At 65.7% G+C, this 19722-nt stretch carries 15 protein-coding genes and 1 pseudogene; 2 read left to right on the forward strand and 14 right to left on the reverse strand.

Features of this window, described 5'->3' with window-relative positions:
- Positions 1-12: 12 nt before the first annotated feature.
- From L6D64_RS14940 to L6D64_RS14975, 8 genes and pseudogenes are all read right to left on the reverse strand, one after another.
- Positions 13-978 carry a 2-hydroxyacid dehydrogenase gene (locus tag L6D64_RS14940; protein WP_176507232.1) on the reverse strand — a complete coding sequence of 322 codons (966 nt, stop codon included), beginning with the start codon at positions 976-978 and terminating at the stop codon, positions 13-15.
- Positions 979-995: 17 nt separating this feature from the next.
- Positions 996-2280, reverse strand: a pseudogene (locus L6D64_RS14945) (MFS transporter).
- A gap of 63 nt (positions 2281-2343) precedes the next feature.
- Positions 2344-3294, reverse strand: coding sequence for a sugar kinase (locus L6D64_RS14950; protein WP_176507233.1), 951 nt, complete (start codon positions 3292-3294; stop codon positions 2344-2346).
- Positions 3287-4066, reverse strand: a complete 780-nt coding sequence (locus L6D64_RS14955) for an AP endonuclease (RefSeq protein WP_176507234.1) — start codon at positions 4064-4066, stop codon at positions 3287-3289. Before L6D64_RS14955 ends, L6D64_RS14950 begins: the two co-directional genes overlap by 8 nt.
- Before the next feature lie 71 nt (positions 4067-4137).
- Positions 4138-5160 carry a LacI family DNA-binding transcriptional regulator gene (locus tag L6D64_RS14960; protein ID WP_176507235.1) on the reverse strand — a complete coding sequence of 341 codons (1023 nt, stop codon included), beginning with the start codon at positions 5158-5160 and terminating at the stop codon, positions 4138-4140.
- Positions 5161-5423: 263 nt separating this feature from the next.
- Positions 5424-6662, reverse strand: a complete 1239-nt coding sequence (locus L6D64_RS14965; RefSeq protein ID WP_176507236.1) for a cytochrome c — start codon at positions 6660-6662, stop codon at positions 5424-5426.
- A 12-nt stretch (positions 6663-6674) separates the two neighbouring features.
- Positions 6675-8459, reverse strand: a complete 1785-nt coding sequence (locus tag L6D64_RS14970; protein WP_176507237.1) for a GMC family oxidoreductase — start codon at positions 8457-8459, stop codon at positions 6675-6677.
- Positions 8460-8462: 3 nt separating this feature from the next.
- On the reverse strand, positions 8463-9209 hold the full coding sequence (locus tag L6D64_RS14975) for a gluconate 2-dehydrogenase subunit 3 family protein (protein WP_176507238.1): 747 nt from the start codon (positions 9207-9209) through the stop codon (positions 8463-8465).
- 226 nt (positions 9210-9435) lie between these two features.
- Between L6D64_RS14975 and L6D64_RS14980 the strand changes: the two genes are divergently transcribed.
- Positions 9436-10287: a LysR family transcriptional regulator gene (locus L6D64_RS14980; RefSeq protein WP_176507239.1), complete on the forward strand. Its 852-nt coding sequence runs from the start codon at positions 9436-9438 to the stop codon at positions 10285-10287.
- A 99-nt stretch (positions 10288-10386) separates the two neighbouring features.
- Complete coding sequence (locus L6D64_RS14985) at positions 10387-11382, forward strand: aldo/keto reductase (RefSeq protein ID WP_176507240.1); 996 nt, start codon at positions 10387-10389, stop codon at positions 11380-11382.
- A 162-nt stretch (positions 11383-11544) separates the two neighbouring features.
- Here the strand turns inward: L6D64_RS14985 and L6D64_RS14990 are convergent, their stop codons facing one another.
- From L6D64_RS14990 to L6D64_RS15015, 6 genes are all read right to left on the reverse strand, one after another.
- Positions 11545-12609, reverse strand: coding sequence for a lipocalin-like domain-containing protein (locus L6D64_RS14990; protein WP_176507241.1), 1065 nt, complete (start codon positions 12607-12609; stop codon positions 11545-11547).
- On the reverse strand, positions 12599-15046 hold the full coding sequence (locus L6D64_RS14995; RefSeq protein WP_176507242.1) for an ABC transporter permease: 2448 nt from the start codon (positions 15044-15046) through the stop codon (positions 12599-12601). The genes L6D64_RS14990 and L6D64_RS14995 overlap by 11 nt, the downstream gene beginning before the upstream one ends.
- On the reverse strand, positions 15043-15702 hold the full coding sequence (locus L6D64_RS15000) for an ABC transporter ATP-binding protein (protein WP_176507243.1): 660 nt from the start codon (positions 15700-15702) through the stop codon (positions 15043-15045). The genes L6D64_RS14995 and L6D64_RS15000 overlap by 4 nt, the downstream gene beginning before the upstream one ends.
- Positions 15703-16068: 366 nt before the next feature.
- Positions 16069-16842, reverse strand: coding sequence for an IclR family transcriptional regulator (locus tag L6D64_RS15005; protein WP_176507244.1), 774 nt, complete (start codon positions 16840-16842; stop codon positions 16069-16071).
- A 68-nt stretch (positions 16843-16910) separates the two neighbouring features.
- The gene (locus L6D64_RS15010; RefSeq protein ID WP_176507245.1) at positions 16911-18368 is read right to left on the reverse strand and encodes an amidase; all 1458 of its coding nucleotides are present in this window, start codon (positions 18366-18368) and stop codon (positions 16911-16913) included.
- Entirely contained in the window at positions 18365-19675 is a 1311-nt protein-coding gene (locus tag L6D64_RS15015) for a citrate-proton symporter (protein WP_176507246.1), read from the reverse strand. The genes L6D64_RS15010 and L6D64_RS15015 overlap by 4 nt, the downstream gene beginning before the upstream one ends.
- Positions 19676-19722: the final 47 nt, after the last annotated feature.

Genomic DNA, 19722 nt, shown 5'->3' on the forward strand with positions numbered 1-19722 from the left:
CAGGATTCGGCGTTACTGCACGTTGACCAGGTTCGGCGGACGCTGGCCTGCCAAGGCGCTTAGCAGGTTGTCCACCGCACAGCGCGCCATGGCCTCCCGCGTCTCATGGGTCGCTGAACCGATGTGCGGCGTCGCCACCACATTGTCGAGCTGCAGCAGCGGCGAATCGGCAGCCAACGGCTCGCGCACGAAGACGTCCAGCCCTGCCCCGCCAATCCGCTTCTGTTGCAGCGCCTCGATCAGGGCGGTCTCATCCACCACCCGCCCGCGGGCAATGTTCACCAGTATCGCCCCGGGCTTCATCAACCCCAGCTCGCGGGCGCCGATCAGGCCCTCGGTCGTGGCACTGAGCGGTACCGTCAGGCACACATAGTCCGACTCGGCCAGCAACCCATCCAGGCTGCAGTAACGCGCCCCATGGCGTGCCTCCACTTCTGGCTTGGCGCGCGAGCTGTGGTACAGCACACGCATGCCGAAGCCGGCCGCGCCCCGCCGGGCCAATGCTTCACCAATGCGCCCCATGCCAACGATCCCCAAGGTCTTGCCGTGCACATCGGTGCCGAAGTGCGCCGGCCCCAGGCTGGCCTGCCATTTCCCCGCACGCACCCAACCGGCCAGCTCCACCACCCGCCGCGCGGTGGCCAGGAGCAGGGCGAAGCCGGTATCGGCGGTGGTTTCGGTGAGCACGTCCGGGGTATTGGTCAGCATCACCCCGCGGCGTGTCAGGTCCGCGATGTCGTAGTTGTCGACGCCCACCGACACGCTGGCAATCACCTCCAGTTGCGGTGCCAGGTCGAGCAGTTCACCGTCCAGGCGCAAACTGGCGCCCAACAGGCCATGCGCCCCCGGCAAGGCATCGCGCAGACGCGCCAGGCCATCCGCAGCACGGGTGTCCACCCAGGTCACCTCCACCTGTTCCTCCAGCTTCGCCAGCAAGGCGTCGGACAGGCGTTTGTACAAGACGATGCGTTTCTTCATGGTTGCTTCCTATTGGCTCATGGCCAGGCGTGGGCCGCCGCGCTTGGCCCGGCCTGAGGTCTGTGAGGTTTTCAGTACTGCGGTCAGCGCCACTGCCGTCAGCAGCGCCCCCGACATGAACAGGTAGGAGGCACCCGGGCCGCCAGTGGCGCCGTTCAGGTAGCCCACCAGCCAAGAGCCACCAAACGAACCCAGCGCGCCCATGCTGTTGATCAGCGCCATGGCCCCGCCGGCCACGTTGCTCGGCAGAATCTCCGGCACGATGGCGAAGAACGGGCCATAGGGTGCGTACATGCAGGCACCGGCAAGCACCAGCAGCGCGTAGGACAGCCAGAAATGCTCGGTGCCCAGCGCATAAGAGCCGTAGAACGCCACGGCAGCGATCAACAGCGGTGGCCAGACGAAACGCTTGCGCTTCTGCAGGCGGTCCGAGGCCCACGACACCCCGACCATGGCCAGCACCGCCGCCATGTACGGCACCGAGGCCAACCAGCCGGCCTCGACGATATCGACATTGGCTGCCTGCTTGAGAATCGACGGCAGCCACAGTACGAAGCCATACACACCGATGCTCCAGCAAAAGTACTGCAACGACAGCACGATCACCTGCGGCGAGCGGAATGCTTCGCGGTAGTTCTTCACCGGTTTGATGCCAAGCTGTTCGGCCGCCAGGGCCTGCTCCAGGCTGGCCTTTTCCTGTTCGCTCAGCCACTTCACCTGAGCTGGCCGGTCATCCACCAGGCGCCACCAGATAAAGGCCCAGAGCACCGCCGGCAGGCCTTCGATGATGAACATCCAGCGCCAGTCGAAGTGCTTGATCAGGTAGCCCGAGACCACCGACATCCAGAGGATGGTCACCGGGTTGCCCAGCATCAGGAAGGTGTTGGCCCGCGAGCGCTCGGCGCGGGTGAACCAGTGGCACAGGTACACCAGCATGGCCGGCATCACCGCCGCTTCCACCACGCCGAGCAGGAAGCGGATGGCAATCAGCAGGTAGACGTTACTGATCATCCCGGTCAGGGTCGCCAGGCCGCCCCAGAGGATCAGGCTGACGAAGATCAGTTTCTTCACGCTGCGCTTTTCGGCGTAGATCGCGCCGGGCACCTGGAAGAAGAAGTACCCCAGGAAGAACAGCGCACCCAGCAGCGAAGACAGCACGGGGGTGATCTTCAGGTCGTCGGCCATCCCCGAGGCCGCGGCGAAGCCGTAGTTGGCGCGGTCCAGGTAGGCCAGGCTGTAGGTGATGAAGACGATCGGGATGATGTACCACCAGCGGCGTGGTGCGAGGCGAGTCGATTGCATGAAACGTTCTCCTGAGCTTGTTGTTTTTGTCGCAACAGGGCCGGCTTGCCGGCGTTCAGCGGTTCAGGCACTTCTGCGCAGTTCGTGCGCTTGCAGTTGGTGACGGTGTGGCAGGCCTTCCATGTCGCCACGTGATTGCACGGCGCGGCTGCCGCACCAGTTGCCGCGCGCCACCGCGTCGGCCAGCGGGCGGCCTTCGAGCAGCGCGCTGACCACGCCGACGGCGAAGGCATCGCCGGCCCCCACGGTGTCCACCACCTTGGCCACCGGCACCGGGGCAACCTGCCCCGCGGCATGACGCGTGCGGTAATAGGCACCCGCATCGCCAAGCTTGATCACCACGTGCTCCACCCCCTGGTCGAGGTAGAAGGCAGCGATGTCGGCGGGCGTGTGCTGGCCGGTCAACGAACGGCCTTCTTCCAGGCCCGGCAGCACCCAGTGGGCCTTCACGGCCAGGGCGTTGATCTCACGAATCATGGTCGCGCGGTCAGGCCACAATGACGGGCGCAGGTTCGGGTCGAAGGACACACTGCGCCCGGCCTCGCGCATGCCGTCGACCAGGGCATGGGACAGTGCCCGGCAGCTGGCCGACAGCGCGGGCGGAATGCCGGTGGCATGCAGGTGGCGGGCCTGCAGCAATGCCGGGTCGAGCAGCGCAGTGGAAAGGCGGCTGGCGGCGGAGTCGCTGCGAAAGTACTCCACAACCGGGTCGCTGCCATCATCGCAGCGGCTTTTCAGCTGAAAGCCCGTCGGGCGGCTGCCATCGACTTCGACGCGGCTGCAATCCAGGCCCTCCTGACGCAGGCTGGCCAGCACGAAGCGCCCCAGCGAGTCATCGCCCACGCGGCTCAGCCAGCGCACGCGAAAGCCCAGCCGGGCCAGGCCGATGGCCACGTTGCTGTCGGCGCCGGCAATACGCTTGCCAAAGCGGCCAACACTGGCCAGGTCGCCGGTCTGTTCGGCAACGAACATGGCCATGGTTTCACCGAAACACAGCACGTCATGCTCAAGCATGGCTCACCTCCTCGCCCAGCCCCAGCCTGGCCAGGTTGTGCACCTGGGCGCGGGTCAACGCCAACAGGTCATCGCCTACCAGCGGGTATTCGACCGCACGCACCAGCCCGGGGCTCAATTCATCGAACAGCGCCTCCCAGGCCAACAGGTCGGCCGCCTTGGGCGGTACCGCGTGCAAGCGGCCATCGGCGCCTTGCAGCACCGCCTTGCAGTGCACGTAGCGCACCCAGCGGCCGAGCTGGCGAGCGGCCTGCAGCGCCGACTCGCCCTGCCATTGCCAGTTGCCGATGTCGAAGGTCATGCCCAGCGGCAAGGCCCAACCTTGTGCGTGCTGGAAGAACCGCAGCAGCGGCTCGATGCGCCCGCCTTGCGGGGTCTGGTCATTTTCCACCAGTAGTACCGGGTTACCCTCGCGCAGCAGCGCCTGCAAGGCACCGACATCGCATTGCTCATGGTAGTGCCCAAGCGAGACCTTCAGCGCCACGGCGCCCAGGGCCTTGGCCAGCGCCAGCTTCGCCGGCAGCTGCGGGGCTGGCTCGCCTTGCGCCGTCCATAGCTCCAGCGGCGAGGAGTACAGGCACTCAAGGCCCGAGGCGGCGATCGCTGCCGCAAGCGCGGCCGTGTCGGGTGCCTCGTCGAACAACTCTTCGCGCAGTTCGATGCGACTGACGCCTGCAGCCGCCAGCAGGTCGATGAAGCCCATCTGGCCACGCTGCCGCACAAGGCTGGCGCCGTAGCTCGAGAGGCTGATGGAAACGGGGTTCTCATGCATTGTTGTTGTCCTTATGAAACCGGTTTCATTTTTTTGCTTGCAGCCATGCGGGCAGCCCGGCTGCCCGCAGGTTATCCGTGGGCTTGAGTGGAACCTCGGGTGATCAACTGCGCCTTGAAATCGATGCGTCGCGGTGCATCGCCACTGCCGCGCAGGCGTTCGAGCAGGCACTCGAACGCGGCCACGCCAATCCTCTCGGTAGGCTGGGCCAGGGCAGTGATGCCGCTACCGACCAGGGGGTACCAGTCCAGTTCGTCGAGGGCAATCAGGCCCACGTCAGTGAACAGCTTGCAGCCGGAATCGTGCAGGACCCGGGTAACCGCCAGGGTGGCCACGCCATTGAAGGTGAAGATCGCCTGCGGGCCGTGGCCCTTGCTGGCCAGGAAGGCACCGAGCTTGGCCGGCAGGCCGGTATCGACCTCCAGCAGTTGCTGGCGCATGCCGTTGCGGTTGCTGATCGACGCGGTGAAGGCTTGCACCCGCTCCAGGCGCGAGCTGGTGCCATCCAGCGGTTCGGTGACCGCGAGAATGTCGCGGTAGCCTTGCGCCTGCAGGTGGTCCAGGGCCTGTTCGATGGCATCGGCGTTGTCCAGGCCGACCAGGTCGACCTTCAACTCCGGGAGTTGCCGGTCGACCAATACCATGGGGATGTCGCGATGGAGGTTGAGCAGTTCGCCGGGGTGGCGGCCGAGCGTGTTCACGATCAGCCCTTCGACGTTGTACGACTGCAGGGCCGTCAGGTGGTGGCGCTCTTGCTCGTCGTCACGGTTGGTGTTGCACACCACCAGGCTGTAACCGTGCTGGCGGCAGGCGGTTTCCACGCCATGCATCACGGCCACTGAATAGGGATTGAGAATGTCGGCCACGAGCATGCCGATCAGACGCGTCTGGCCACGCTTGAGACCGCGGGCCATCTGGTTGGGCCGGTAGCCCAGGCGCTCGATGACCTGTTCCAGGCGCTTGGCGGTGGCCTCAGCCAGCAGCTGGCGATCACCGCCGATGTAGCGCGAGACCGTGGCCTTGGAAACCCCGGCTACACGTGCCACTTCGCTGATAGTCACCCGCTCGCGGGGACTGGAGGGTGAATCGGTCATTGCGGGTCCCTTGTGATTGTTGTCGGTGACAGCGAATGAAACCGGTTTCAATACAGCAAAACCTTGCGCGTTCGTCAACCTCCCATTGATCGGAAGTGTCACAGGGAGCATGAGACAAGGCAACAAGTATGCGCCCCAACCCATTGATATAGATGTTAAAAAGGATACAGAAACGTGTGGGAGCGGGTTTACCCGCGAATGCGTCATCGAATCCAGCATCGCATTCGCGGGTAAACCCGCTCCTACAGGGTGATGCAGTGCGGCTACCGAAGGTGTTTCACCTCAGCGGCGCTGACTGCGCTGCCCTGGTTACCCCAGCTGGTGCGAATGAAGTTGACCACATCCGCCACTTCCTGGTCACTCAGGCGCCAACCGAACGCCGGCATGGTGAAGTTCGACGGCGCCGTCTGCGTGGTCGGCACGGTCCCGCCCGCCAGCACTACATGGATCAGCGAGGTGGCATCGGCCGTCTGCACCACCGGGTTGCCCGCCAGCGCCGGGAACACCTGGGTATAGCCATGGCCATCGGTGCGGTGGCACGCCGCGCAGTTGTCGATGTACACCGACGCCCCCGGTTTGCTGTCGTCACCCTGCCACAAGGCCTCGGCCACCTGCTTGTCGTACACGTGCGGCGTGTCGTTCGGATCGCTTGGCGGCAAGGTCTTCAGGTACCGGGCGATGGCGGTCAGGTCGGCATCGCTCAGGTGCTGCATGCTGTGCTCGACCACATCGCTCATGCCACCGAACACCGCGCTGCGGTCACTGCGGCCAGTCTTGAGGAACTGCACCAGCTGCGCCTCGCTCCAGCTGCCCAGGCCGTCCTTGTGGTCGCCACGCAGGTTCTTGGCGATCCAGCCCTCCAGCGGCGCACTGCCGGCCAGGAACTGCTCGCCATCCGCAGGGCTCAGCGCTTTCTCCTGCATTGTCAGGGCGCGCGGGGTGTGGCAGGCGCCACAGTGGCCCAGGCCTTCGACCAGGTAGGCGCCACGGCTGACCACCGGGTCCGCCCCCGCCGGCGCCTGCCAGGCCTTCACCTCAGGGGCGAACAGCCCGCGCCAGATCGACAGCGGCCAGCGCATGCTCAGCGGCCAGGGTATATCGGTCGGTTTGTTGGGCTGCGCAACCGGTTCGACGCCTTGCATGAAGTACGCATACAGCGCCTGCATGTCGTCGTCGCTGACCCGCGCATAGGACGGGTACGGCATCGCCGGGTACAAGGTGCTGCCGTCCTTGGCGATGCCTTTGCGCACGGCCCGGTCGAAGTCGGCGAAGCTGTACTGGCCGATGCCGCTGGCGTCCGGGGTGATGTTGGTGGAGTACACCGTGCCGATCGGGGTTTCCATCGGCAGCCCGCCGGCAAAGGGTTGGCCGCCCTTGGCGGTGTGGCAGGCCACACAGTCACCGGCGCGGGCCAGATATTCCCCTTTCTTCACCAGGGCCTCGTCGGCCTGGGTGGCCATGGTAGCGCCCAGCAGCAGGGTGGCGATCAACAGGTTCTTCATGTTCATCGCTCCTCAAGCCTGGACCAGCGGGCCGGGGTTCTTCAGGTACTGCTCGCGGATCGCCCGGGCCGACCAGTAGGTCAGCGCCGCCACCAGGCCAGTGGGGTTGTAGCCCAGGCCCTGGGGGAATGCCGAAGCACCGGGGACGAACACGTTGTACACGTCCCAGCTCTGCAGGTAGCGGTTCAGCGCGCTGGTCTTCGGGTCGTTGCCCATGATTGCGCCGCCGTTGAGGTGGGTGGTCTGGTAGCTGGCGGTGTTGAAGTGTTCCTTGACCTTCTTGCCGAGCACGGCGATCGACTTGGGGTTCATCGCCTGGGCGATCTTGCTCAGCTTGTCGACCATGAACTGGTTCATCCTGATGTCGTTTTCCTGCCAGTCGAAGGTCATGCGCAGCAGCGGCTGGCCGTAGGCGTCGCGGTAGGTCGGGTCGAGGTCGAGGTAGTTGCCGCGGTACGACTGGTGCGCACCGTGGGCGTCCATCGACACCTGGTGGGTGTAGTAGTCGGCCGTGGCCTTTTTCCAGGCGCTGCCCCAGGCCGGGGTGCCCGGTGGCGTGCCGCCTCCGGCGATCGGCCGGGTGCCGGCCTGGTTGACCCACATAGGCGAGCCACCGACGAAGCCATGCGGGCCATGGTCGAAGTTGTCGGCGTTGAAGTCGTCGATGGCCACGCCGTTGCCGCCGGCACCGATGAAGTTGTTGGTGTAGGTATCCTTGTCGAAGAACGCCTTGACCGTGCCCATGTTCTGGTAGGCGAAGTTGCGCCCGACCACGCCTTCGTTCTTGACCGGGTCGTAAGGCTTGCCGATGCCGGACAGCAGCATCAGGCGCACGTTGTTGAACTGGAAGGCGGCGAGGATGACGATGTCCGCTGGCTGCTCCACTTCGCGGCCCTGGGCGTCGATGTAGGTCACGCCGGTGGCCTTGCGCTTGCTGTCGTCGAGGTTCACCCGCAGCACATGAGCATTGGCGCGCAACTCGAAATTCGGCACCTGGCGCAGGGCCGGCAGGATGTTCACGTTCGGCGAAGCCTTGGAGTACATGTAGCAGACGTAGCCGCTGCAGAACCCGCAGAAGTTGCACGGCCCCATCTGCGCGCCGTACGGGTTGGTGTACGGCCCGGAGGTGTTGGCCGACGGCAGGTTGTAGGGCTTGTAGCCAAGGCTGGCCGCGGCCTGTTCGAACAGCTTGGCCGACACCACGTTCTTCTGCGCCGGCAGGGGGAACGGGTTGGAACGGTCAGGCGCGTAGGGGTTGCCGCCCTTCCCTTCGCCCACCCGCTTGCCATTGACGGTCCAGGCCTGGCCCGAGGTGCCGAACACCTTCTCGGCGAAATCGAAGTGCGGCTCGAGCTCCTCGTAGCTGACGCCGAAGTCCTGGATGGTCATGTCTTCGGGGATGAAGCGCTTGCCGTAGCGTTCCTCGTAATGGCTGCGCATGCGCAACTCCATCGGGTCGACCCGAAAGTGCACGCCTGACCAGTGCAGGCCCGCACCGCCAACGCCCTTGCCCGGCAGGAAGGCGCCAAGCTGGCGGTTGGGCAGCGCGACATCGTTGACGCTGTGGCGGATGGTCACGGTCTCTTTCGATACATCGACGAACAGCTTCTTGCGCACGCTGTAGGTCAGCTCGTCGATCACCTGCGGGTAGCTGCCATCCGGGTAGGTGTCCTGCATCGGCCCGCGCTCCAGCGCCACCACCTGCAGCCCGGCTTCAGTGAGCTCCTTGGCCATGATCGCGCCGGCCCAGCCGAAGCCGACGATCACCACGTCAGCCTTTTTCATTGCATTGGCCATGCCTTACGCCCTCTCGCCGCGAATCGAAACTGCCGGGAACGGGTACGGCTCGTTGCGCTCGACCCAATCCATGAAATCTGCCCGGGCGCCCGGGAAGCCGATCTGCGTCCAGCCGACCATCCCCTTGTTGCCGCCGTGAATCGGGTCGCAAAAGAAGCCTTCGCGGGTGTTCTGCACCAGCAGGCTGAAGAACACCTTGGCCGGCAGCTGCTCGAAAACGATCTCACCGGCTTCGATCTTGCCGAGTATCTTGTCTTGGGTAGCGCTATCTTGCTCGGCAAAGGTTTTACCGCTGGCGTTTTTGCACCAGGCCTGCGCGGCAGCGATGCCCAGGCGGTAGATCTGTTGCGGGCTGAGTTGCAGCTGGTAGCCGAGCTCCGGGGCGGCATCGGCCTTGAACGGGCCTTGCATGTACCACTGGGCGCCCGTGGCGTAAGGGGTGTTCATCTGGCGGTCGATGAATTCGGCAGCGCCCGCTTCCAGTGCGCCGGGGCCGAGTTCGTCGGCCGGGATGATGCGCGACACGGCCGCTTGCACGAAGGCCCATTCTTCGGCGGTGAAGAAGGTTGGCTGATAGTTGCCTGGCGGTGGCGTGGCCGGCACCTTGCCGTGCAAGAGATCGTCGCGCACCGGCTCGGCCAGCAGCTGGCTGGCACCGAGGCCGGTACTGGCCACGGTGACCACCGGGATCAGGGTCAGGGTCTTGCGCAGGAAGTCCCGGCGCGGATTGTCGGGGGCATGCTCAGGCATTTCGGGTCCTCATCAGCATAGGGGCGGCCTTGGGTTGCGCCATCTGGTGTCCCGGCCTGGGCCGGAAAAGCCGCGTAATCTAGCGGGTTTGGAAATCTTTTGAAACCGGTTTCACTGGATGCGTCAATCTGGTCATTGACATACCCGTTCTGATAAAGCGGCACTGCTCGACGACTGTCGATCGCGCAAAGGCCGTATCATGGCCGCTCTACTTCAGAGGCCCGCCATGTTCGACTGGGAAGATCTGCGCCATTTCTCCGCCTTCATCAGCACCGGCTCGCTGTCCGCTGCGGCCAGGCAACTGGGCGTCGACCACGCCACCGTGGCCCGGCGCATAGCCGCGCTGGAAGCCGCCTTGAACCTCAAGCTGGTCGACCGCCGCCCCAGGGCCTACGCGCTGACCGACGAAGGCCGCCGGGTCGGCGAATACGCCGAGCAGATGACCCAGTCGTCTTTCGCCCTGGAGCACTTTGCCAATGCCGGCCAGCAGCAGGTCGAAGGCGAAGTGGTGCTGGCCGCCCCGCCCGCGCTGCTCGGCAGTATCATCGCCCGGCACCTGGCTGCGCTGTTGCAACGCTACCCGCAACTGCGTCTGAAGCTGGTCGGCAGCAAATCGCGAGCCTCACTGGCCCGCCGTGAAGCCGATATCAGCATCAACCTGGCCAGGCCCACCGAGCCGACGCTGGTCGCCAGCCTGCTGGGTTATCTGGATTACCGCTTGTACGCCGCCCCCGCCTACTTGCGCAGCACGGGCACGCCACGCTACATCGGCTACGACGAATCCCAGGCCAAGTCACCGCAGCAGCAGTGGCTGCTCAGCCAGACCGGCAACCAGCCCTTGGTGTTGCAGAGCAACGACCTGCGCATCCAGGCCCAGGCGGCTGCCGGCGGGGTCGGTATCGCTTGCCTGCCGGCGTTCATGGCGCAGGAGCATGGCCTGGCGGTCGCCGGCAAGGATGAACAGACCATGAGCATCGAGATCTGGCTGGCCGTGCACGAGGATGTACGCAACACGCCGCGCATCAAGGCCGTCACCGACTTCCTGCAGCAACAGGTCAAACCGCTGTTGCGCTTGTGAATTTATGCGGATTGCGCCTGCACCGATTCGGGATTTCCGCAGCCAGCCATCACCGCTAAGCTTCCCTGCGTCGCACAACCGATCACTGAGGAGCAGCGGATGCAATACGTCAAACTGGGCAACACCGGCCTGGACATCTCCAAACTCTGCCTGGGCTGCATGACCTTCGGCGAGCCGGACGCCGGCACCCACCCCTGGACCCTGGGCGAAGCCGACAGCCGCCCGATCATCCGCCACGCCGTCGAGCAGGGCATCAACTTCTTCGACACCGCCAACAGCTACTCGGCCGGCACTTCGGAGATCATCCTCGGCAAGCTGCTCAAGGAATTCACCCGCCGCGACGAGACGGTGATCGCCACCAAGGTGTTCTTCCCCGCCAACATGTGGGAAGGCAGCACCCGCCCCAACGAGCAAGGCCTGTCACGCAAGGCCATCATGGCCAACATCGACGCCAGCCTGACCCGCCTGGGCACCGATTACGTCGACCTGTACCAGATCCACCGCTGGGACTACCACACGCCCATCGAAGAGACGATGGAAGCCTTGCACGACGTGGTCAAGGCCGGCAAGGCGCGCTACATCGGCGCGTCGTCGATGTATGCCTGGCAGTTCGCCAAGGCCCAGCAAGTGGCGGCCAGCAACGGCTGGAGCCGCTTCGTGTCGATGCAGAACTACCTCAACCTGATCTACCGCGAGGAGGAGCGCGAAATGATCCCGCTGTGCCTCGACCAGGGTGTCGGCCTGATGCCATGGAGCCCGATGGCCCGCGGCCGGCTGACCCGCCCCCATGGGCAGCAGACCGAACGCACCCGTACCGACATTTCCGGGCAGTCATTCTATGAAAAGACCGAAGTGGAAGATGGCCGGGTGATCGACGTGGTCGAGCAGATCGCTGGCGAGCGCGGCGTGCCGATGGCGCAGGTGGCGTTGGCCTGGGTGCTGGGCAAGCGTGGGGTGTCGGCGCCGATTGTCGGGGCCTCGAAAGTGGCGCAGCTGGATGATGCGATTGCGGCGTTGGCGTTCCAGCTGAGCGCCGAGGAAATCGCCCGGCTGGAAGCGCCCTATGTGCCGCATGCGGTGACCGGGTTCAAGTAAGCCTGCATCAACACGCGACGAACGGAGTACGTCTGTACTCCTTTCGGGCTGGGGCATGCCGATGCCACTCCCACAGGTACCGTGCAGCTCTCCGACCTGAGGTGATCCCTGTGGGAGCGGCTTTAGCCGCGAAGAGGCCATCAGCACCCATACATGACTAAGCTAATACCCCGTCATCTCCAGATACCCCCGCCCAGGCGCACTGCCCGTCACCCGCACCGGCCCTTCCCAATAAGGAAATCGGGTGCCCATCCAAGCCTTGGTCTGCACCGCCTCGACTTGCACATCCACCTGTACCGAAGGCAGTTGAACTCGCCAGCGTGTCGGCACGCGCTTGCCGTTGTCCTGCTCGGTCCAGGCCAGCGGCGTCAGCTCGACCTCAGCCCCCTGCAGCGCCCGTACCTGCCCGTCAGGGCCAACCCAGGTGCCGGCCCGGTACGGCTGCCCCCGGTCTTCACGCACCTGAAACAGCATCAGCTTGGCGCCACTGCCCAGGTGCAGCGAAAACCAGTCCCAGCCACTTTGCCCAGCCGCCAGCGGCTGGCTACTCCACTCCCGGTCAAGCCAGGCCTGCCCGGTTACCGCAATGCGCTGCCCATCCCGCTCGACTTCGCCGCTGACCTGGTAGAACGGCTGGCTGTAATAGTACGAAGCCTGACCTTTACCGGACTTCTCGCTGTAACCCCGATCGCCGTGCAGCACCAGCGGCTTGTCGCTGGCCAGGGTCAGGTCATAGCCAAATCCCTGGCCGCTGGCACGCATCTGCAAGCGGTGGATGCTGTCATCGCCTTGCAGCGACCAGTCGTTGATCCAGGCCCGGAACGGCCCGGTTTCGACGCCGGCCTGGCCAATGCCGCCACGTGCCAGCGTTTCGCCGACCTGGTGGCCGCTCGGGTCGGTCAGGGCAGCGTGGCCCATCCACAGGTTGGGGCTGTTCCAGCCGTGGGTCTCGGGGCCGGGGCGCAGGGCTGAGCGGAACAACGTCCATTGCACGCCCCAGTCACGGCCCTGGGCATCACGCAGGTTGGCCGTGACGTACCACCATTCGATGCGATAGCCATCGTGGGCGCCGTGGTCGCGTGGGAACTCCAGCGAGGTGTTGCGGGTAACCTGGTTGAACGCTGCCGCCTCGGCGCCGAGGCCGGCATAACTCCTGGCTGGTGGCGCAGGGGCGTCACACCCGGCCAGCAGCAGGCAGGCCAGCAACAGCCCGGCTTCAACCTTCATCGGCGAACCGCCGCAACAATTCACTCGGCTGGCGCCGCGCCAGTTGCCACAACGGCCAGGCGCTGGCCAGCAGGCTGGTGAGCACACCGAGTGCGGCCAGTTGCACAAGTTGGCTGGCAAACACGTGCCAAGGCAGCCGCCAGCCGAATGCCTGTACATTCACCACCGCCACCAGGCACCAGGCCAGCAGCAGCCCGAGGGGGATTGCCAGCAGCACGGTGAAACCGCTGAGCATCAGCGTCTGGCCCAGGCTCAGCCAGGCCAGCCAGCGGCGCGGCACACCCAGCGCCCACAGCGGTGCCAGTTGCCCCAGGCGCTGCTGGCCCAGTGTCAGCTGACTGATGAACAGCGCCACGCCAGCGACGCCGAGGGTGAGGCTGTTCAGGGCGGCGGTGACGGCGAAGGTTCGGCTGAAAATCTGCGTCGACCAGGCTTTCAGGCTGGACTGCTCGACCACTTGTGATTCGTCCAGGCCGAAGCGCTGCTGCAAGGTGTCCTTGACCGACGCAATCTGCCCGGGCCGGATCAACAGGCTCAAGCCACTCAGGCTGGCCGTCGTCGCGCGCTGGCGCAGCCAGTCGGCATTGACCAGCACATGCCCTTTCGGGTTGCCATAGTCGGCGTGAATGCCCACCACCCGCATGCCCTGTGGTGGGTCGCCCGGCAGCTGCACTTCATCCCCGATGCCCACGCCCAGGCGACGCGCCAATTGTTCGCTGAGCATGGCGCCCTGCCCGCTGGCCAGCTGCTCCCACGCCTTCGGCGCCTGTTCCAGCAATGGCCAGTGGCTGCGGTAGAACGGCTGGTCGATCACCCCTTGCAGCTGCACCGGCCAGTGCTGCAGGCGCCATTCCACTCGCCAGCTGGGCAGCACAGCGCTGACGCCGGGGTCATCCTGCAACTGCTGGTAGATCTGCAGCGCCTGAATGCTGTCGCGTGGCGTGACATACAGGTCTGCGGCCAGACGCTGGTCGAGCCAGCCAACGAAGGTGCGGCGGAAACCTTCGGTCATGCCACCCACTCCCACGCTGGCGGCCAATGCCAGCAGCAATGCCATCAGTGCCAGGCTCAGCGCCGGCAATTGCTGACGGCTGTCGGCGACGAACCACTGCGCCAGTGGCCGCCGGGTATGCCGTGCCAGGCCAGCGAGCAACAGGGCCAGCGTGCCCGGCAACAACAAGGCGGCCGCCAGCAGCAGCGCGGCTAGCAGGGTGAAGGCACTGGGCAGGCTGTTGCCGAAGTAACCGCAGCCCAAGGCAATGACCGCAAGCACTGCGCCAGCCATTGCCTGACGCTTCAGCCAGGGCACCTGGGCCAGGCGCCAGGCCTGAGGCTGAGCCAACGCCAGCAAGGGCAACCGCGCTGCACGCAGCAGGCTGTCGATGCCGGCCAGCAAGGCGCCGAGCAGGCTCACACCTAGGCCCATCAGCCACCAGTACAGCGGCAGATGCAGATGCCCCGAGACTTGGGCGCCGTACAGGCCGCGCAGGCTGGAAGCAAAATCGGGCAGCAACAGCGCTGCCAGCAGGTAGCCCGCCGCCACACCGGCAAGGCCACCGACTACGGCGAACATGCCCAGCTCAAGGGCCAAAGCCGCCATCAACACCTTCAGGCTGACACCACACGCGCGCAAGGTGCGCATCAGGCCCCGCCGCTGCTCCAGCGCCAGGCCGATGGCCGCATGGGCGATGAACAGCCCGACCACGAATGCCAGCAGGCCGAGAGCCGTCAGGTTCAGATGAAAGCTCGCGGTCAGGCGTTGCAGGTCGCTGTCATCGTCCGCTGGCTGTACCTTCAAACGGTCGGCGAGCGCCTGCGGCAACGGCTGGTCGGTGTCGCTGACCAGCCGCGACAGCTGCCCCGGCGCATCGAGCAAAGCCTGGGCCACGCCGATATCGACCAGCATCACGCCAGGTGCCAGTTGTTTATTGAGCATCAGCGGCGGCAAGGCCTGGCCATCGATCGTGCGCCGCTTGCCCGTCAATTGGCGCAAGGTGTCCGCGCCGACCCAGGCTTGCCCGGGTGTGCCGATGAACGTCTGCAAGTTGAAGCTTGCCGGGTCGGCACCCGCGACGGCCATACCCGGCAGCAGGCTCAGTGGCTCGATGCCGATCAACCTGACGGCAACGGCTGGCTCACCGGCCAGGCGCAAGCGCCCCTCCAGCACTGGCGTCACTTGCCAGCCTTGCCTGCGCAGTTGCACATAGAGCGCCTGGTCGAAACGCTGCCCATCGCGGGCGACGAACTGCACGTGCGCCGCCCCGCTCAGCACGGCGCTGGCCTGGGCATAGTCGCTGCGCGCCTGGGTGTTGAGGGCCTGCACGCCGGTCCACAACGCCGTCGCCAGCCACAGGCCGGTGAAAATGCCGAGGCACTGCAAACGGTGGCGCCACCAATGGCTGCCCAGCGCCTGCAGGGCGATCAGCAGGTTGTTCATGACCCTTGCACCCGCCCCTGATGGAGCACGCAACGGTGCTGCAGGCAGGCGGCCAGGCGCGGGCTGTGGGTGACCATCAGCACACTGCTGCCCGCCTCGCCGACCAGTTGCAGGAGCAAGGCCAGCACTTCGTCGCTGCTGGCTTCGTCTAGGCTGCCGGTGGGTTCGTCGGCAAGTAACAGCGCCGGCCGGCTGGCCAGGGCCCGGCCGATGGCGACCCGTTGCTGCTGGCCGCCGGACAACTGCTCCGGGTAGCGATCCAGCAACGCCATCAAACCAAGGCGTTCGGCCAGATGGGCCAGCCATTGCCGGTCGTGGCGCTTGGCCAGGCGCGCCTGCAAGGCCAGGTTGGCCGCCACGTCGAGGCTGCTGATCAGGTTGTACTGCTGGAACACCAGGCCGATGCCCTCGCGCCGCCAACGGGCCAGGGCCGCTTCGCCCTGGCCGTGCAAGGGTTCGCCGTCGATGAGGATGCGGCCGCTATCGGCACGGTCGAGGCCGGCGACCAGGTGCAGCAAGGTGCTTTTGCCGCTGCCGGATTCGCCCATCAGCGCCAGGCTGCTGCCACGTGCCAGGGACAGGTCGACGCCGCGCAGGACCTGGAGCGGGCCTTGGGCGGTGGGGAACGACTTGTGCAGGTGCTCGATGAGCAGCATGGGCCTGACCTTTTTGAGGGTAATTACACATCTCATGGATGGCGGCAAGGGGTATGGCTTGAGGGCGGTAGCGCCTATGAGATCGAGCGCCGCCCGCGCGGCGCATCGCGGGCAAGCCCGCTCCCACATTTGTTTCGGGACAGTTACTCCTGTGCCGCCAACAGGACCCGCCTTGGTGCATGACTTTACACCGATGAAAAACAGTAGCGCCCACCCCAATATTGAAAAGGAACAAACAGAGCGGTCCCTGTTGGCTTCACAGGAGAGATTGGCCCGAAACAAATGTGGGAGCGGGCTTGCCCGCGATGCGCCGCGCGGGCGGCGCTCGATCTCGAAACCACCAAAAATCTACCGCCAAATAAACCCCTAACCCACCAACGCATGCTGCACTTCCCCCACAGTCGCCGCCAGGCTGTCCAGGTGCAGGCTCAACACCTGTTCCACCGGTGCCTGGTCCAGTGGCCAGTGCAAGGCAATGCTCCCGGCCAGCTGCCCCTGCACCCTGACCGGCAAGGCAATCGCCCGGATCAGGAACGGCAAGCGCACCGGATACTCCCAATACCCCTCGGTGCGCTGCCCGAACCCCTTGTGCGCATCCCCTTCCAGGCCACGCATCAGCTCTTCGCCGCACACCCGCTCATGCCGGGCCAGCCGCTGCACCTCATCGACCGCCAGCTCCTTCAGGCACGCCCGCCCCATCGCCGAATGGAACAGGCTGGCATGCTGGCCGACGATCTGGCAGTTGTTGGGATAACGCTTGCGCAGCACCTGCGGAATGGCGCTTTCCATCACCTCCAGCCGCTCGCCGTCGAAACACGACAGGTCGACTACCAGCCCGGTGCGCTCGCTCAGTTCCAGCAGCAACGGCGCAGCGCTTTCCACCAGCTGGCGCTTGAAGCGCTGCTGGCGGTCGCCGAACAGGCGGCGTGCGCACAGTCGGTACCGCCGGTCGCTGAGCCCGCGGTAAACCCAGCCCTGCTCCTGCAAGGTGGCGAGCATGCGCGAGGCCGTGGCCTTGGGCAGGCTGGTGAGGTAATGCAGCTCTTCCAGCCCCAGGGCCTGATGCTCGCCAAGTAATTCGACGATGGCCAGCGCACGCTCCACCGAACGCACGCCGCCGCTGTCTGTCGCTGTGCCCATGGATCCGACCTCCCTGTCTGTGCGTGGATGGTCATCATGCCCAGCAAGATACGGGCCGGGCCAGCCCCTTAGCGGGCCAAGAGGCTGGGCGGCGGGCGCCGTTCCACCCAGCGGGTCAGCTGTTCATGAGCGTAGGCCAGCTGCAGCACGGCATGGTCGGCCTGGGCCGGGCCTATGATCTGCAGGCCTGTCGGCAGGCCCGCGGCATTGAAACCGACCGGCACGCTCATGCTCGGCAGGCCGGCCAGGGTTGGCCCGATCACCACTTCCATCCAGCGATGATAAGTGTCCATGGTCCGCCCCCCGACCTCCTTCGGCCACGCCTCGGCTGCGTCGAAAGGGAACATCTGGGCCGAAGGCAACAGCAGGAAATCGTAACGCTCGAACAGTTTTTGCAGAGCCTGGTACCACGCGCTGCGGTCCAGCGACGCCTGATAGACAGTGGCGGCCCCGAGTTGCAGGCCACCCTCCACTTCCCATTGCGCCTCGGGCTTGAGCAGCGCCCGCTTGCCTGGGTCGGCATAGGCCGCTGCCAGGTTGCCGTGCACCAGGAAGTGGCGGTGAGTCAGCCAGCATTGCCACAACCGGGCCTGATCGAACGCCGGCTGGCAGGCCTCGACATCGCAGCCGAGCTCGGCGAAATCGGCCAGCGCCGCTTCGCACAAGCCCAGCACGCCGTCTTCCATCGGCAGATAGCCGTCGTAGTCACCCAGCCAGCCGACCCGTGCGCCTTTGAAATCTCGCTGCAGCCCGGCCGCAAAATCCCGCCTACCGTCATTGAGCGACAGTGGCACCCGCGCATCATGCCCGGCCTGCACCGTCAGCAAACGGGCGACATCGGTGACGCTGCGCCCCATCGGCCCTTCGGTGGCCAGCTGCTGCAGGAACAGCTCGGGCGTCGGCCCATAAGGCACCCGCCCCAGCGACGGGCGCAGGCCGAACACGTTATTGAACGCCGCCGGGTTGCGCAGCGACCCCATCATGTCGCTGCCATCGGCCACCGGCAGCAGGCGCATGGCCAATGCCGCCGCCGCACCGCCGCTGCTGCCACCCGCCACGCGGCTGTGGTCATAGGCATTGGTGGTGGTGCCGAACAGCGTGTTGTAGCTCTGCGAGCCGAGGCCGAATTCCGGCACGTTGCTCTTGCCGACGATGATCGCCCCACTGGCCCGCACCCGCGCCACGCTGATGGCGTCGTGTGCCGGCACCTGCCCGGCGAACAGCGGCGAGCCCAGGGTGGTGCGCAGCCCGGCCGTGGCGGCCAGGTCCTTGATCGCCTGCGGCATGCCATGCATCCAGCCACGGGACTGGCCACGCGCCAGTTCGCGATCGCAGGCCTCGGCCTCGGCCAGCAGGTCTTCACCAGCGCGCAGCGATACCAGCGCATTGACCTGCGGGTTGCAGCGCTCGATATGGCCCAGATAAGCCTGCATCACCTCGCGGCACGCCACCTGGCGGGCATGGATGGCCCGGGACAGGGCCTCGGCGTCGAGGGCGACGATCGGGTCGATAGCTAACGCGTTCACGGTTTCACTCCCAGGTTGTAGGCGGCGGCCTTGCCGGCGCGCGGTGCTTCTTTCAGGCAATAGGTGCCGAGCAATGTCAGCAGGCAGGCGAACAGCACGTAGAACGATGGCGCCACCGGGGTGCCGAGCACCTTGCTCAGCCAGGTGACGATCAGCGGGGCGAACCCGCCGAACACCATCACCGCCACGTTGTAGGCCACCGACACCCCGGTGGAGCGCACTTCGACCGGGAACTGCTCGGCCAGCGCGGTCGGCGCGGGGCCAAAGAAGCCGCCAATGGCGCTGCACAGCAGCAGCTGCATCACCAGCAGGCGCTCGATCGACGGCGCCGCAGCCACCCACACATACAGCGGGTAAACCATGACGAAGAACGCCAGGGTAAAGGCCATCAGCACCGGCCTTCGGCCGAGCCGGTCCGACAGGGCGCCGGCCAGCGGAATCACCACGGTCATCAGGCCGACGGCCAGCATCTGCACCAGCAGCACCTGGTCCAGCGGCAGGCCAAGATTCTTGTGGGCGAAGGTCGGCATGTTCACCAGCACCACGTAGAACGACACCGTCGCGCCACTGGCCAGGCCCATCGACACCAGCAGGCTGCGGCGCTGCTCGCGCAGCACCTGCCACAGGCTCGGCGCCCGGCCCCTGGCCTGTTTGCGCGCTTCCAGGAACTCCTCAGGTTCTGCCATATGCTTGCGAATCCACAGCCCCACCGGGCCGATCAGCAAGCCGAGCACGAACGGGATCCGCCAGCCCCAGCTGTCCAGCGCCTCGGGCGTGCACAGGTGAGTGACCAGCGCCACCATCGCCGCGCCGGAGAACACCGCCAGGCACTGCCCCACCAGCTGCCACGAGCCATACAGGCCCTTGCGCTCGGCCGGCGCGCTCTCTACCAGAAAGGCCGTGGCGCTGGCGTATTCGCCACCGGTGGCAAAGCCCTGCAGCATCCGCGCTACCACGATCAGCAACGGCGCCCCCATGCCAATGGCCAGGTAGTTCGGTGCGAAGGCGATCATCGCAATCGACACCGTCATCAGGCGGATGATCAGCTGCATCGCCGCCTTGCGCCCCTTGCGGTCGGCATACACGCCCAGCAACACCCCACCCACAGGGCGCATGAAAAAGCCCACGCCGAAGGTGGCCAAGGCCATCAACAGGGAGCTGTATTCATCGTCCGAGGGGAAGAACTGGCGGGCGATGATACTCGCCAGAAAGCCGTACACGATAAAGTCATACCACTCCAGCGCATTACCGATGATCGCCGCCACCACTTGCCGGGTACGCGACGCGCCTGTATTGGAAATCTGCATGCGGAACACTCCATTCAGGTTCAAGTGATCGCCCAGGCGCAGCCGCG

The organism is Pseudomonas urethralis, from assembly GCF_021602465.1.
Lineage (GTDB): Bacteria > Pseudomonadota > Gammaproteobacteria > Pseudomonadales > Pseudomonadaceae > Aquipseudomonas > Aquipseudomonas vlassakiae.

Coding starts and splice junctions, on each gene's coding strand:
- L6D64_RS14955 (WP_176507234.1), bottom strand. CDS start 4,066: ATGCATGAGAACCCCGTTTCCATCAGCCTCTCGAGCTACGGCGCCAGC.
- L6D64_RS14980 (WP_176507239.1), top strand. CDS start 9,436: ATGTTCGACTGGGAAGATCTGCGCCATTTCTCCGCCTTCATCAGCACC.
- L6D64_RS14960 (WP_176507235.1), bottom strand. CDS start 5,160: ATGACCGATTCACCCTCCAGTCCCCGCGAGCGGGTGACTATCAGCGAA.
- L6D64_RS14985 (WP_176507240.1), top strand. CDS start 10,387: ATGCAATACGTCAAACTGGGCAACACCGGCCTGGACATCTCCAAACTC.
- L6D64_RS14940 (WP_176507232.1), bottom strand. CDS start 978: ATGAAGAAACGCATCGTCTTGTACAAACGCCTGTCCGACGCCTTGCTG.
- L6D64_RS15015 (WP_176507246.1), bottom strand. CDS start 19,675: ATGCAGATTTCCAATACAGGCGCGTCGCGTACCCGGCAAGTGGTGGCG.
- L6D64_RS14975 (WP_176507238.1), bottom strand. CDS start 9,209: ATGCCTGAGCATGCCCCCGACAATCCGCGCCGGGACTTCCTGCGCAAG.
- L6D64_RS14970 (WP_176507237.1), bottom strand. CDS start 8,459: ATGGCCAATGCAATGAAAAAGGCTGACGTGGTGATCGTCGGCTTCGGC.
- L6D64_RS15005 (WP_176507244.1), bottom strand. CDS start 16,842: ATGGGCACAGCGACAGACAGCGGCGGCGTGCGTTCGGTGGAGCGTGCG.
- L6D64_RS14990 (WP_176507241.1), bottom strand. CDS start 12,609: ATGAAGGTTGAAGCCGGGCTGTTGCTGGCCTGCCTGCTGCTGGCCGGG.
- L6D64_RS14950 (WP_176507233.1), bottom strand. CDS start 3,294: ATGCTTGAGCATGACGTGCTGTGTTTCGGTGAAACCATGGCCATGTTC.
- L6D64_RS15000 (WP_176507243.1), bottom strand. CDS start 15,702: ATGCTGCTCATCGAGCACCTGCACAAGTCGTTCCCCACCGCCCAAGGC.
- L6D64_RS14965 (WP_176507236.1), bottom strand. CDS start 6,662: ATGAAGAACCTGTTGATCGCCACCCTGCTGCTGGGCGCTACCATGGCC.
- L6D64_RS14995 (WP_176507242.1), bottom strand. CDS start 15,046: ATGAACAACCTGCTGATCGCCCTGCAGGCGCTGGGCAGCCATTGGTGG.